The sequence below is a fragment of the Actinoplanes sp. NPDC019969 genome (genome assembly GCF_055562375.1).
Map to the genome: position 1 here is coordinate 1,195,878 of NZ_JBVHFK010000001.1, position 13,182 is coordinate 1,209,059.

A 13,182-nucleotide genomic window follows, 5' to 3' on the forward strand; every position below is an offset into this window, starting at 1 on the left:
CGGTCCCGGTGCACTAGATTGCTGACGTGACTTTCCGGGACGGGCCACCCGGCGCTGCGCCGAGCGACGCCGAGTTGATCCGTGCCCATGTCGAGGGCGACACCGACGCGTTCGCCGAGCTGGTCCGCCGGCACCGGGACCGGCTGTGGGCGGTCGCCCTGCGGACCGTCGGTGACCGCGAGGAGGCCGCCGACGCCGTCCAGGACGCGCTGCTCAACGCGCACCGTAACGCGGCCCGGTTCCGCGGCGACGCGGCCGTCACGACCTGGCTGCACCGGATCGTGGTGAACGCCTGCCTGGACCGTCTCCGGCGCCGTCAGGCCCATCCCACGGTGCCGCTGCCGGACAGCAACCGCGACGACGACCGCCCCACCGGCCCGGAGCCGGCCGCCCCGGCCGTCGACCAGGACACGGTGCTGGTCGTGCGGGACGCGCTGGCCGCCCTGCCGGTCGATCAGCGGGCCGCGATCGTGCTGGTGGACGTGCAGGGTTACGGGGTCGCCGAGGCCGCCATGATGCTCGGTGTGGCGGAGGGCACGGTGAAGAGCCGGTGCGCCCGGGGCCGGGCGAAGATGGCGACGACCCTGGGATACCTGCGGGGGAACCGGGGCGCCGGCGGGACCGTCCCATCCAGGTCGGAGGCGGCAGGACCACTGCCGACCGGGTCTGAGCGGAGGGAGCCGCGGTGACGGGCGCCGAGTTCGAGGGGGTCGACATCGACCTGCTCGCCGACTTCGTCGGAGGCGCTCTGGACGGCACCCCCGACGAGGAGCGGGTGGCCACCCTGGTGGCTGAGGATCCGGCGTGGCAGGCCGCGTTCGAGGCGTTCGCGCCGGCCATGGCGGCGGCCGCCGGGGCCCTGCGGGAGCTGGAGCCCGAGCCGATGCCGGCGGACCTGGCGGCCCGGCTGGACGGGTTGTTCCGCGGCTCCGACGGGAGCACCGGGGACGGGTCGAGCACTTCACCCGTACCCGCGAAGGTCGTTGATCTGGGAAAGGCCCGGCGGGCACGACGGTGGGCCGCGCCGCTCACCGTGGCCGCCGCCCTGCTCGCGTTCGCCGGTTTCGGGCTGAGCGGGCTGCTGGCCGAGTCGTCGGAGAACGCCGAGTCGGCCGCCGGGCAGGCGGACACCGCCGCCGCGCCACTGGCCGCCGCGCCGCCGATCGGCGAGATCCTGCACAGCGGCACGGATTACACCGACACGACGCTGGCCGAGCAGCGTGCCGCCACGTTCGGCGACGGCGCCACGGAGTCGAACGCGAGCACGGCTTCCAAGGCCGACCTGCTGGGCCGGCTGGCCGACCCGACCGCGCTGGCCGTCTGCCTGGAGGCGATCGCCCAGGAGAACGCCGGCGGCCCGATCACGGTGGAGTCGGTGGACTACGCCCGGTTCGAGGGGCACCCGGCGCTGGTCGTGCGGTTCAGCGCCACCAACGGCACCTGGGTGTGGGCGGCCGGACCGGAGTGCGGCACGCCCGCGTCGGACCCGGACACCGTCCGGAAACTCCCGGTACGCTGACCGCACCGCCGCGTGAGGTCCAACACCAGCGCGTGCGTGGGAATGGCGCATGCCTAGCATGACGTTCTAGCGTGCAGTGTCGCCGACCTATTCGAGCGACGAAACAGACTGAGGAGTCGGCAGTGGACGAGGTCCGCAATCTGATCATCATCGGTTCCGGACCGTCGGGCTACACCGCGGCGTTGTACGCGGCCCGCGCCAACCTGAAACCACTGGTGATCGAGGGTGTGCAGTCCGGCGGCGCCCTGATGACCACCACCGAGGTGGAGAACTTCCCGGGCCACCGGGACGGGATCATGGGCCCCGAGCTGATGGACAACATGCGGGCCCAGGCGGAGAAGTTCGGCGCCGAGTTCCTGACCGACGACGTGACCCGGGTCGAGCTGACCGACAAGCCGACCGAGGCCGGCACCGAGGGCCTCAAGACCGTCTGGGTCGGTGAGCAGCAGTTCTTCGCCCGGGCCGTGATCCTGGCGACCGGTTCGGCGTGGCGCCCGATCGGCGTTCCCGGTGAGCAGGAGCTGCTCGGCCACGGCGTCTCGTCGTGTGCCACCTGTGACGGGTTCTTCTTCCGCGGCCAGCACATCGTCGTGGTCGGCGGCGGCGACTCGGCGATGGAGGAGGCGACCTTCCTCACCCGGTTCGCCGAGACCGTGACGATCGTGCACCGCCGGGACAGCTTCCGGGCCAGCAAGGTCATGCAGAAGCGGGCCCTCGACAACGAGAAGATCAAGGTCGAGTGGAACACCGTGGTCGAGGAGATCCTCGGCCAGGACGGCAAGGTCGTCGGCGCCCGTCTGAAGAACGTGCAGACCGGCGAGTCCAAGGTCCTCGACGTGACCGGCGTGTTCGTGGCGATCGGCCACGACCCGCGCAGCGAGCTGTTCAAGGGCCAGGTCGAGCTGGACGACGAGGGCTATGTGAAGGTGCAGTCGCCCAGCACCCGGACCAACGTCCCCGGCGTGTTCGCCGCCGGTGACCTGGTCGACCACACGTACCGGCAGGCCATCACCGCCTCCGGCACCGGTTGTGCCGCGGCGCTGGACGCCGAGCGCTTCATCGCTTCATTCGTAGAGCTGTAAGACCGGGAGGTCCTCGTGGGAGCAACCAAGGTGGTCACCGACGCCACCTTCGCCAGTGACGTGCTGCAGTCCGACAAGCCGGTGCTGGTGGATTTCTGGGCCGAGTGGTGCGTGCCCTGCAAGAAGGTCGACCCGCTGCTGGCCGAGATCGCCAGTTCCGAGCTGGGCGAGCAGGTGCAGATCGTCAAGGTCAACATCGACGAGAACCCGCAGACGGTTCTCAACTACCAGGTGATGTCGGCCCCCACCTTGACGCTCTTCAAGAACGGTGAGCCCTTCAACTCGGTGGTCGGCGCCAAGCCGAAGAGTTTCCTGGTCAACTTCATCGAGTCAGCTCTCTGACCGACGCTGGTGAACGCCCCGCGCCCGTTCTGGGCCGCGGGGCGTACTCTCCTGAAGGTCGTCCTTTCTCGCCCCTAGGGAGTCGTGAGTGCGGTCCATCCGACGCGGAGACACCGGCGTGGCCGTTTCCGAGATCAGGTCGATCCTGGTCGGCCTGGAGCTGCTCGCCGAGACCGATCCCGACGTCTTCGACGATGCCCTGGAGACCGCGGTCCGCGCTTTCCAGCAGAGCCGCGGGCTCGGCATCGACGGGATGGTCGGTGACGAGACGTGGAGCGCGCTGGACGCGGCCCGCTGGCGGCTGGGTTCCCGGACGCTGTTCCACTCGGTGCCCGACGCCCTGGTCGGTGAGGATGTCCGGGCGCTGCAGGAGCGGCTCCTCGAGATGGGGTTCGACACCGGCCGCCCCGACAACGTCTACGGCGCCCGCACCGCCCGCGCCGTCGCCCAGTTCCAGCGCGAGGTCGGTCTCGTCCCGGACGGTTCCTGCGGCCCGCAGACCATGAAAGCGCTGCGCCGCCTGGGCCGGAAGGTCGTCGGTGGCCGCCCGCAGTGGCTGCGCGAGGCCGAGGCGTTCCGCCAGTCCGGCCCCAACCTGGTCGGCAAGACCATCGTCATCGACCCGGGCCACGGCGGCGGTGACGACACCGGCGTGCTGGTGCCCGACGGGCCGCTGCGGTGGAACGAGGCGGATCTCGTCTTCGACCTGGCGTCCCGCCTGGAGGGCCGGCTGTCCGCCGCCGGGATGCGGGTGCACCTCACCCGGGGCCCGTCGCCGGCCGCGCCGATGAGCGGGGCCGAGCGGGCCGCCCTGGCCAACAGTCTCGGCGCCGACCTGCTGATCTCACTGCACCTGGACGGGCACTCCTCCGGCGCCGCCGAGGGGGTCGCGACCTACCACTACGGCACCGGCAACGGGTTGAGCTCCACCGTCGGCGAGCGGCTGGCCAACCTGGTGCAGCGGGAGATCGTGGTGCGCACCGGCATGCACGACTGCCGGACCCACGCGAAGACCTGGGATCTGCTGCGCCTCACCCGGATGCCGACGGTTCGCGTCGACCTGGGTTACCTGACCTCGCCGGTGGACCGGGAGCGGCTGATCGACCCGCTGTTCCGGGAGCAGATCGTCGAGGCGATCCTGGCTGCGGTCCAACGGATGTACTTCCCGGTGGAGCGGGACGTCCCCACCGGCTCGATCGACGTCCGGCAGTTGCGGATGGCGCTGGCCGACAAGGGTTAGCGCTTTCAGCGTGTGGAGTTCGGCCGCTATTTCAGCCCGAACTCCACACGCTAGTTGTCGGCTGATCTGGTGGCGGTGACCGGGCGGACCGGGCGCAGCAGGGTCTCCGGGCTCATCGAGCCGAGCAGTTTCTCCAGCGCGTACTCGACGTCGGACTTCCAGGACAGGGCCGTCCGCAACTCCAGCCGCAGCCGCGGATAACGGGGGTGCGGGCGGACCGTCTTGAAGCCCACCGACAGGAAGAAGTCGACCGGCGCGACACAGGCCGCGTTCTCGTCGGTCTCGTCGGGTTTGGCGTCGCCGAAGGCCTCCACCGCCTTCACACCGCGCTTGGTGAGGTCGCGGGCCACGCCCTGCACCAGCATCCGGCCCAGGCCGCCACCGGCGAAGGCAGGCACCACCTTGGCCGTGGTCAGCAGCGCGGCGTCAGCGCTCACCGGCGACGTCGGGAAGGCCATCGACCGCGGCACGTAGGCGGGTGGCGCGTACATCACGAAACCGGCCGGCATCCCGTCGACGTAGGCGAGCTTGCCGCACGAGCCCCACTCCAGCAGCGTCTGCGACACCCAGGCCTCTTTTTCGAGACCAGGATCACCGGTGGCGCAGGCCCGCTCGGCGGAGACCGGATCAAGCTCCCAGTACACGCACTGCCGGCAGGGCCGGGGAAGGTCCTCGAGAGTGTCGAGGGTCAGGTTGACCAGGCGTCGCGACATGGCGGACCCCTTGCAGCTCGCTCACGGGACAGGACCGGACGCCGCCGCGCCCCCGCCGAATCCTACGTCCCAATCACCATGAACGGGAGCAGGTCGGGCGGGACTACCATCGTGGCAGCCGTTATGAGGAAGGTGATCCGGATGACCGGGACGACACAGGACGACTACACCGATCGGTACGCGCGAAGGGTGCGCGGGATGACCACATCGGAGATCCGTGCTCTCTTCGCCGTCGCCAGCCGCCCCGAGGTCGTCTCGCTCGCCGGCGGCTCACCCTACATCGCCGCCCTCCCGCTCGACGCCGTCGGGGAGATGCTCGGCGACCTCGCCGCTCACCAGGGCGCCACCAGCCTGCAGTACGGCATCGGTCAGGGCACCATCGATCTGCGCGAACGCATCTGTGAGGTGATGACCCTCTCCGGCATCACCAACGCCTCCCCCGACGACGTGGTGGTCACCGTCGGCGGCCAGCAGGCGCTCGACCTGCTCGCCAGGCTGTTCCTGGACCCGGGCGACGTGGTGCTCGCCGAGGGGCCGACCTACGTCGGCGCACTCGGCGTCTTCCAGGCCGCCCAGGCACAGGTCCGGCACGTGGCGATGGACGACGACGGGCTGATCCCGGCAGCACTCGAGGAGGCCATCGCCGCCACCGCCCGGGAGGGCCGGCAGGCGAAGTTCCTCTACACCATCCCCACCTTCCAGAACCCTGCCGGCGTCACACTGTCGGAGGAGCGACGCGAGCAGATCCTCGACATCTGCGAGCGGGCCGGGCTGCTGGTCGTCGAGGACGACCCGTACGGCATGTTGTCCTTCGAAGGCGAGGCCCCACTGCCGTTGCGGGCCCGCCGCAAGGAAGGCGTCTTCTACTGCTCGACGTTCTCCAAGACGTTCGCACCCGGGCTGCGCGTCGGCTGGATCCTCGCCCCGCACGCCGTACGCGAAAAGTTGGTCATGATGAGCGAAGCGAATGTGCTCTGTCCGAGCGCGTTCGCCCAGGGCGCCGTCACGCAGTACCTGACGACCATGCCCTGGCAGGAGCAGATCAAGGTCTACCGGGAGATCTACCGGGAGCGCCGGGACGCCCTGCTCAACGCGTTGCACGATCTGATGCCGGCCGGCACCACGTGGACCCACCCGTCCGGGGGCCTGTTCGTGTGGGCGACCCTGCCGGCCGGCCTCGACTCCAAGGCGATGATGCCGCGTGCCATCGCCGCCCGCGTCGCCTACGTGCCCGGCACCGGCTTCTACGCCGACGGCACCGGGCGCGGCAACATGCGGCTGAACTTCAGCTTCTCCGCCCCCGACCGGCTGCGTGAAGGCGTACGCCGGCTCTCCGGGGTGATGGAACAAGAACTCGCGATGCGTGCCGTCTTCGGCGGCGCCGGCCTGCAGCCCGGGCATCAGCGCCGTCGTGGCCCGGCCGCCGCGGACGCTCCCGGTCCCGACTTGGCATGATCACAGCCATGGGTACGCGAGACGAAGTGCGAGTTCTGGTGCTGGCCGGCGGGCTGTCCTACGAGCGGGACGTGTCCCTGCGGTCCGGCCGCCGGGTGCTGGACGCGCTCCGGTCCACCGGCCTGACCGCCGAACTGCACGACGCCGACGTGTCCCTGCTGCCCGCCCTGCAGGCCGACCCGCCGGACGCGGTGGTGATCGCCCTGCACGGGGCCACCGGTGAGGACGGGTCGCTGCGCGGCGTCCTCGACCTGTGCGGCGTGCCCTACGTCGGCGCCGACGCGCGGACCGCCCGGCTCGCCTGGGACAAACCGTCGGCCAAATCGATGCTGCACGAGGCCGGGATCCCGACGCCGGACTGGGTGGCGCTGCCGCACGACCGGTTCTCCGAGCTGGGGGCGGTCGCGGTGCTCGACCGGATCGTCTCCCGGCTCGGGCTGCCGCTCATGGTGAAACCCGCACAGGGCGGATCCGGGCTGGGGGCCGCGGTGGTGCGGGACGTCGCGGATCTGCCGGCGGCCATGGTGGGTTGCTTCGCGTACGACTCCACGGCGCTCGTCGAGCAGTACGTGACCGGGACCAACGTGGCGGTGTCCATCATCGACCTGGGTACCGGCCCTTCGGCGCTCCCGATCGTCGAGATCGTCCCGCGGGACGGGGTGTACGACTACGCGGCCCGCTACACCGCCGGCCTGACGACATGGCACGTGCCGGCCCGGCTCTCCCCGGACGTGGCAGCCAGGGTGTCGGAGATGGCGCTGGCGGCGTACAAGGCCCTCGGTCTGCGCGACCTGTCCCGGATCGACGTGATCGTGTCCGAGGACGGGGAGCCGCAGGTGCTGGGCTGCAACGTGGCACCGGGAATGACCGAGACGTCGCTGCTGCCTCTCGCGGTGCAGGCGGCCGGGGTCGATCTGGGAACGGTGATGAGCGCCCTGGTCGAACGAGCCGTGGCCCGCAAGTCCCACTGACCCGCCGTGACGTGCCTCGTGCGCCACTCGTTGGGCTAGCCCTTCCCGCGCGCTCAGAACGCCGCTGGTCCGGACGGTGTCTCGGCCGCCTCGACATCACCGAGGGTGGCCGGGCGCTGGCCGCTCTCCTCGTCGGAATCGGTGGTCGACGGAACCGGCACGTTCAGCGTCGCCGGGGACTCCCACTCGATGTGGGCCGGTTCGGCATTGGCCTTGCCACCGAAGTCACCGAGCCAGGCCGCGACGAGAGCCAGATTCTCGCGCCATTTCGCCTCCGGAACGACCGGGAGGATGTCGTCCCAGAGCGACAGGAACGTCCCCCGCAACTGCAGGCGGCCGTACGGTCGGGCCAGGAACCACATGTGCAGGTGCGCGGAGCCGTCACCCCAGCGATTCACGTGAACCCGCGCCACCCCGTCCAGCGACCGGATCGCCCGCTCCAGCCGGACGGTCATCACGCCGAGTTCCGCTGCCAGCAGGTTCGGAAGGTCGCCGAGATCCAGGTGTGAACGGCACTCCAGGATGAGAACCATGGGCAGGCCGGTCGGCCGATCCATCGCCCGGACCCGCCACCGCTCGCTCACCCAGATGTAGGCGTCGTCGGGGGTGCCACACGCCACACAGTCCGACCCGTCCTCACCACTCCGGGGCGGCTCGACATCCACGGGCGGCGCTAGTTTCTTGACCCGCATGTCGCCTTCGAACGGGAACGAAGGCCAACGAGTGAAGTCGGGCAGGGGGGTGGTGTTCTCCGACACGACGTGACCTTAGCCCAGCCCACAACACCCTGTCCCGGGTCAATTTCGCACGACGGAGGGACTTGCCTCCGACTCGCCACCACGCGCCGTCATGTCGATGATCGTCAAGATCCGGGCTTCCACACAGCTGTCCCCAAGTTATCCACAGAAGTTATCCACAGGCTCACTGGTTTCACGTGAAACGCGACGTAGAACGCTTGCGCACCCTGTGGATAGAGCGGTGGACGGTGCCCACGACATCGGCGTCGTTTCACGTGAAACGGGCCACGTCCCATCGTCAACAGGCGTCACACACAGGTTGTGGATAGTGGAGTCCGCGCATGTCTTCCCATCACGCGAACGCCGGTTGCTGGCGTAGATCTACCGCGTAGATCTTCGCCCTCGAGTGCCGGCGTCCTCGCTTGCCCAGGCCGCGCCCGGCTCGTGGTTCGTGTCGGCTTCGCCGGACATCTCTTGAGTCCGGGGCACCACTGGGTCAGGCGAGGAGAAGCCAGTTCCTTCACCGGCGCTTCGGGAACCTGCTGGTTCTGCATCCGAGTTACCGGGAGGCATTTCATCCCTCGCGTCACACCGCAGGCCCTCAGCCGAGGGTGTCAGCGTCTTCCCTTATTCGTGTTGTTCCCCGGCATCGGAAGGCCGGCCGTGGCGCCATGTCGTCGGGTACTCGGAAGCGATAGCCGCAACAAGCGTCGGCAAAAGTCGTGAAGGAAGCAGCCCGGTCCTGATCCACAGGCGGACCCGGAGGGTCTGGACCTCAGCCAGCACGGCCCTCGCCCTTGATCGTGCACGGCTCCTCGATGCCATCTCCTTCGACGGGGCCAAGCACTCTGCGACTGTCGTGGGCTAGCGGCGGAAGGCGGCCATCCCGTGGTGAACGACTGAGTTGACCGGCGCGCACCGCCGGCCCCGGTGTTCGTCGACAAAGGCATGCCGTTCAGAACGGCCACGGAGACAAGCCGCTGCCGGGCAGCGTCTCAGCCTGCTCAGCCAAGACCCGTCCTGCCAGCGTCCAGACCCTCCCTCGTGCACACCGGGATTAGCGCGAACGGTGTCAGCAGCGAGGTCGGCACCGATGGGCCTGGAGGGCACGGACGGAACGGATCGCTGCGGGCAGCGCACACGGCAGCAGTCGGCGGGGACAGCACGGGTGACGCAGGAAGTGCGGACGGCGCGCACAGCGCGGGCAACGCGGACGGCGGGTCGGCACGAGCGGTACCACTAGCGGGCAGTGTCGGTAGTGCGCGGGTACCACCTGACCGGGCGTCAAGGTCGATTCGCGCGGTCGGCAAGGGCGGGCACCGAGTCGGCCGGGGTCTCTTGGTTCCCGACGCGAGCCGGCATCTACACGGAGCACGACCGGCGTCGTATCCAACCAGCGGCGCTTCGGTGCGGACCGCTGCCGAACTTCCGAGAGAAGAGGCGCGATTCGGCAGGCACCGTCACTACTGGATGGCCGCTTGCGGCTCCTCGTTATGAACGAGCGCGTCACCAGCACTGCCGGATGGAGGAGATCTCACGAGGGAACTGGACCATCGCTCTCGGCGGGCTACTACCCATCCGTCTAGCAGTGGCTCAAGCCCGCTTCGGCATCGGCTGCCGACAGCCTTTCGAGTCAGTTATCAGCGGAGGCACGCGGAGCGGCTATGCGGACTTCTTGGTGCCTGGAGGTCATCAGCTTGGGCCGGCTTCAGCCGATGTCTCCCATCACCTTCTCCTCATGACCGCGAACGAACTGAGCCTGATTCTTCCTACTGCGCCAGGGTGCCTGCTGTGGACGAACCGGTGCCGCACCCGACCCATGTTTCACGTGGAACCGGTCAGCGCTTCACTCCGACCTGGGCCGCGGGTCAGCACCAATACCCTCTCTCCCGTCTCCTCATGGCACAGCCAGTGAAACCGGATCGGGTGCGCATAGTTGCCAGCTGCTCATCGCTCGGATACCGATGGCTCTGAACAACGATGGCAAGGCCAGCAACCTCGCTCAGCGCGTCACCAGCAATCCCCGATGCCGAGAGGGATCAAGCCCGCTGCGGCTCTCCGGCCGGGCGTCGACACAAGGCAGTCAACAGCGCTGTTCATAACACGGACCGTGGTGCACGAGATGTCATCACTGGACGACGGGACTTACAAGATCAATTGGGGTGCCAACCACTTACCGAATTGGCCAGCCACGCTCGACGACTCGATCTCTGAGGCGGCCATCGGCTCTCCTGGAGCGATGACCGCCTCCAGAATCGGGCTCGCCCTCGACTCCTGGTGAGCATTCCATCGGTCAGGGAGTCAGCGCTCCCTCAGGTCTGCGACTCGGCAAGGGTCAGCGACGCAACGCCTGGCGACGATCGGTAGATCGCCGTGCGCGTCCCGCTCGAGCGACTCGGAGTACAACCGGCGACAAACCCATCCTCACATGCCGGCCCCGCGATCGCTGCTGATCCGATCCCAGCAAACTGGGCACCGTCCTCTTCGCCCGACGCGGCCCCTTGTTTCACGTGAAACCACCGATCGTCCGTTTCACGTGAAACCGCCGACGCCTTGATAGCGGCTTCCAGTTCATCGGCATCTCCGTGGTGCCCGCTGCGGCGTCGTTGTCCCACCAAGCCCGTCACCACCCCCGCTCGACGTCCGGGACCGGCACCCGCCCGATCTCGACATCCGCTCTGCCACACAATGGCGCGATGGGTTGGATCACGCGCAGCCTGCGACTCGTCGCGGGAATCACCGGCCGACGGCCCCGTGAAAGCCGGCTCCGCGCGGCCGTGAACGGCAGGACCGTTCTCGTCACCGGCGCCTCGGAAGGGATCGGCGCCGCCACTGCCCGCCGCCTCGCCGGTGCCGGAGCGACCGTATTGCTGGTCGCCCGAACCGTCCACCGCCTCGAACAGGTGCGGGCGGAGATCACCGCAGCCGGCGGGCGAGCCTTCGTATACCCGGCAGATCTCTCCTCACCCCAGACGGCTGCAACGTTGGCCGCAGATCTGATCGCCCACCATCGCCGCATCGACGTCGTGGTCTGCAACGCCGGCCGTTCGCTGAGGCGCTCCGTTGCCGATACCGCGGACCGCTTCCATGACATCGAGCGCACCCTGAGCGTGAATCACCTCGGTCCGGTGCAGTTGCTGCTGGCGCTCCTTCCGGCCATGCGAACGGCAGGCGGCGGCCAGATCGTCAACGTCTCGACCGCCGGTCTGGCCCTGCACACGCCGAACTGGTCGGCCTATCACTCCTCCAAGGCAGCGTTCGACTCATGGCTGCGCAGCGCGGCCGTGGAGTTGCGGCGGGATCGCGTGACGGTCAGTACGGCGTACCTCAATCTGGTCCGCACCCGCATGAGCGCACCCACCGCCCACTATCAGCGTGTCCCGATGATGTCCGCGTCCGAGGCCGCCGAGGTCGTCTGCCGGGTCCTGGCGCACCGCCGCTCGTGGTGGCCGTGGTGGGCCCGTGTCGGTGTCGTCGTCTCCGCGGCGATGCCTCGCACTGTCGAACGGTCGCTGGCCATGGGGGCGCGGGTCATCGAGGCGTGGGAGCCACTGCGGGTTCTGGAGCCGACCGGCCTGCTGACACCGTCCCGGCTGATGCGGTTGTCTCGCGCCGGCCGCCGGCACGGCCGTAGTCTCGCGACCGCTCTGGCCGGCGGTCCGCCCACCGGCGTAGCTCTGGTCGACGGCGACGGACCGGTGACCTACCCCGAGTTGGACGCCATGGCAGCGAAGGCGTCCGCCGCTCTGCGGGTGCTTCCGGGCGACCGTGTCGGCCTGGCGTGCGGTGGGCACCGCGGTTTGGTCGCGGCGGCGATCGGTCTGGCGCGCCGGGGCGTCGACGTGGTCCTCCTGCCGCCAGATCTACCGGACGATCGCCTCGTCGCGTTGCTGCGTCAGGAGCGGATCACCGGCCTCGTGCACGAGCCGGGCGCCTCCACCGCCGACGTGCCCGCGATCGCCTGGCCGCGTCTGATCACTCGCGAGGCCGGGGCAGAGGTGCGTGGCGGTAGGAGACCGAAGCCGGGTCGCATGTTCGTGCTGACCTCCGGCACCACCGGCATTCCGAAGAGTGTGTCCCGGCCGCTGTCGGTACGGATGCTCCTCGGCCCGGTGACCACTCACCTACGGCTCACACCGGTACGCCGCGGCGAGCCGATCGTGGTGGCTACCCCACCCCATCACGGGTACGGGCTGACCTACCTCTCCGCCGGTCTCCTCCTGGGCGCCCCCGTGGTGCTGGTTCCCGGCGGCGACCCCGAACGCATCCTGCAGGCGGTCGCCGACAACCGGGCCGGCCTGTTGTTCGCCCTGCCGATTCAACTGCGCCGGATCTGCGAGTTGCCGCCCGACCGATGGCCGGCTGTCGACTCGCTGCGCGGCATCGTCAGCGGTGCCGCCCCACTGACCGCCGATCTCTGCGAACGGCTGCGGGAGCGGTTCGGGGATCTGACGTTCAACATGTACGCCACCACGGAGGCCGGCTGGGCCGCGATGGCCACGCCGGCCGATCTGAAGGCTGCCCCCGGCACGGTTGGCCGTGCCCCGCGCGGGGTAGAGATCAGAACCGTCGACCGCAACGGCGCGGTGTTGCCACCGGGGGAGATCGGCGAGATCCAGGTGCGGGGCTGGCACCCGGACGGCCGCTGGCTCTCGACCGGCGACCTCGGCCATCTCGATCCGGCCGGTCGGCTGTTCGTCGACGGGCGCCTCGACGACATGATCGTCTCGGGCGGCGAGAACGTCTACCCCGGCCCGGTCGCCGCCGTCATCACCGCGCACCCTGACGTCTCCGATGTCCTTCTGGAGTCGGTGGCCGACGAGGAGTTCGGTCAGCGGCTGCGGGCCACCGTGGAGGTTCGCGACGGGAGGCGCCTCAGCGCCGACCAGTTGCGGGAGTGGTTGCGCCCGCGCCTCTCACCGGCGGAACGGCCCCGCGACATCACCGTCGTCACGGAGTTGCCCCGCAACGCCATCGGCAAGCCAGTTCGCCGCCGTTTCACGTGAAACACGGCCGGAAGAAGCCGGATTTCCCGGAATCACGCGGGCTCGAAATCCCAGGAGAATCGTTCTGGGAGAACCGCTCTCGGTGCCGAAACGAAGAAGGCGCGTGAGATTCACGCG

At 69.4% G+C, this 13,182-nt stretch carries 10 protein-coding genes; 8 read left to right on the forward strand and 2 right to left on the reverse strand.

The window, feature by feature from the left end:
• Nucleotides 1–26 precede the first annotated feature (26 nt).
• The 5 genes from sigM (at nt 27) to ACZ3II_RS05715 (ending at nt 4,183) form a co-directional block, all read left to right on the forward strand.
• Nucleotides 27–689: an RNA polymerase sigma factor SigM gene (gene sigM / locus ACZ3II_RS05695; RefSeq protein ID WP_465516407.1), complete on the forward strand. Its 663-nt coding sequence runs from the start codon at nt 27–29 to the stop codon at nt 687–689.
• A complete protein-coding gene (locus tag ACZ3II_RS05700; RefSeq protein ID WP_465516408.1) occupies nt 686–1,519 on the forward strand; it encodes a hypothetical protein in 834 nt (277 codons plus the stop codon). The genes sigM and ACZ3II_RS05700 overlap by 4 nt, the downstream gene beginning before the upstream one ends.
• 122 nt (nt 1,520–1,641) lie before the next feature.
• Complete coding sequence (trxB, locus tag ACZ3II_RS05705; protein WP_465516409.1) at nt 1,642–2,601, forward strand: thioredoxin-disulfide reductase; 960 nt, start codon at nt 1,642–1,644, stop codon at nt 2,599–2,601.
• A gap of 15 nt (nt 2,602–2,616) precedes the next feature.
• Nucleotides 2,617–2,943, forward strand: coding sequence for a thioredoxin (trxA, locus tag ACZ3II_RS05710; protein WP_465516410.1), 327 nt, complete (start codon nt 2,617–2,619; stop codon nt 2,941–2,943).
• Between the two features lie 88 nt (nt 2,944–3,031).
• Nucleotides 3,032–4,183: an N-acetylmuramoyl-L-alanine amidase gene (locus ACZ3II_RS05715; protein WP_465516411.1), complete on the forward strand. Its 1,152-nt coding sequence runs from the start codon at nt 3,032–3,034 to the stop codon at nt 4,181–4,183.
• 50 nt (nt 4,184–4,233) lie between these two features.
• Here ACZ3II_RS05715 and ACZ3II_RS05720 read toward each other — a convergent pair whose 3' ends face one another.
• Complete coding sequence (locus ACZ3II_RS05720; RefSeq protein WP_465516412.1) at nt 4,234–4,896, reverse strand: GNAT family N-acetyltransferase; 663 nt, start codon at nt 4,894–4,896, stop codon at nt 4,234–4,236.
• A 141-nt stretch (nt 4,897–5,037) separates the two neighbouring features.
• Between ACZ3II_RS05720 and ACZ3II_RS05725 the strand changes: the two genes are divergently transcribed.
• Nucleotides 5,038–6,351: an aminotransferase-like domain-containing protein gene (locus ACZ3II_RS05725; protein ID WP_465516413.1), complete on the forward strand. Its 1,314-nt coding sequence runs from the start codon at nt 5,038–5,040 to the stop codon at nt 6,349–6,351.
• Nucleotides 6,352–6,359: 8 nt separating this feature from the next.
• Nucleotides 6,360–7,322 (forward strand): D-alanine--D-alanine ligase family protein, encoded by a 963-nt coding sequence (locus tag ACZ3II_RS05730; RefSeq protein WP_465516414.1) that lies wholly within the window; start codon nt 6,360–6,362, stop codon nt 7,320–7,322.
• A gap of 53 nt (nt 7,323–7,375) precedes the next feature.
• Here ACZ3II_RS05730 and ACZ3II_RS05735 read toward each other — a convergent pair whose 3' ends face one another.
• On the reverse strand, nt 7,376–8,080 hold the full coding sequence (locus ACZ3II_RS05735) for a hypothetical protein (RefSeq protein ID WP_465516415.1): 705 nt from the start codon (nt 8,078–8,080) through the stop codon (nt 7,376–7,378).
• 2,675 nt (nt 8,081–10,755) lie between these two features.
• Between ACZ3II_RS05735 and ACZ3II_RS05740 the strand changes: the two genes are divergently transcribed.
• The gene (locus tag ACZ3II_RS05740) at nt 10,756–13,065 is read left to right on the forward strand and encodes an SDR family NAD(P)-dependent oxidoreductase (RefSeq protein ID WP_465516416.1); all 2,310 of its coding nucleotides are present in this window, start codon (nt 10,756–10,758) and stop codon (nt 13,063–13,065) included.
• Nucleotides 13,066–13,182: the final 117 nt, after the last annotated feature.

What these genes read in the sequence shown, in the direction of transcription:
- ACZ3II_RS05730 (WP_465516414.1), top strand. Translation starts at nt 6,360, where the DNA reads ATGGGTACGCGAGACGAAGTGCGAGTTCTGGTGCTGGCCGGCGGGCTG.
- ACZ3II_RS05720 (WP_465516412.1), bottom strand. Translation starts at nt 4,896, where the DNA reads ATGTCGCGACGCCTGGTCAACCTGACCCTCGACACTCTCGAGGACCTT.
- ACZ3II_RS05740 (WP_465516416.1), top strand. Translation starts at nt 10,756, where the DNA reads ATGGGTTGGATCACGCGCAGCCTGCGACTCGTCGCGGGAATCACCGGC.
- ACZ3II_RS05725 (WP_465516413.1), top strand. Translation starts at nt 5,038, where the DNA reads ATGACCGGGACGACACAGGACGACTACACCGATCGGTACGCGCGAAGG.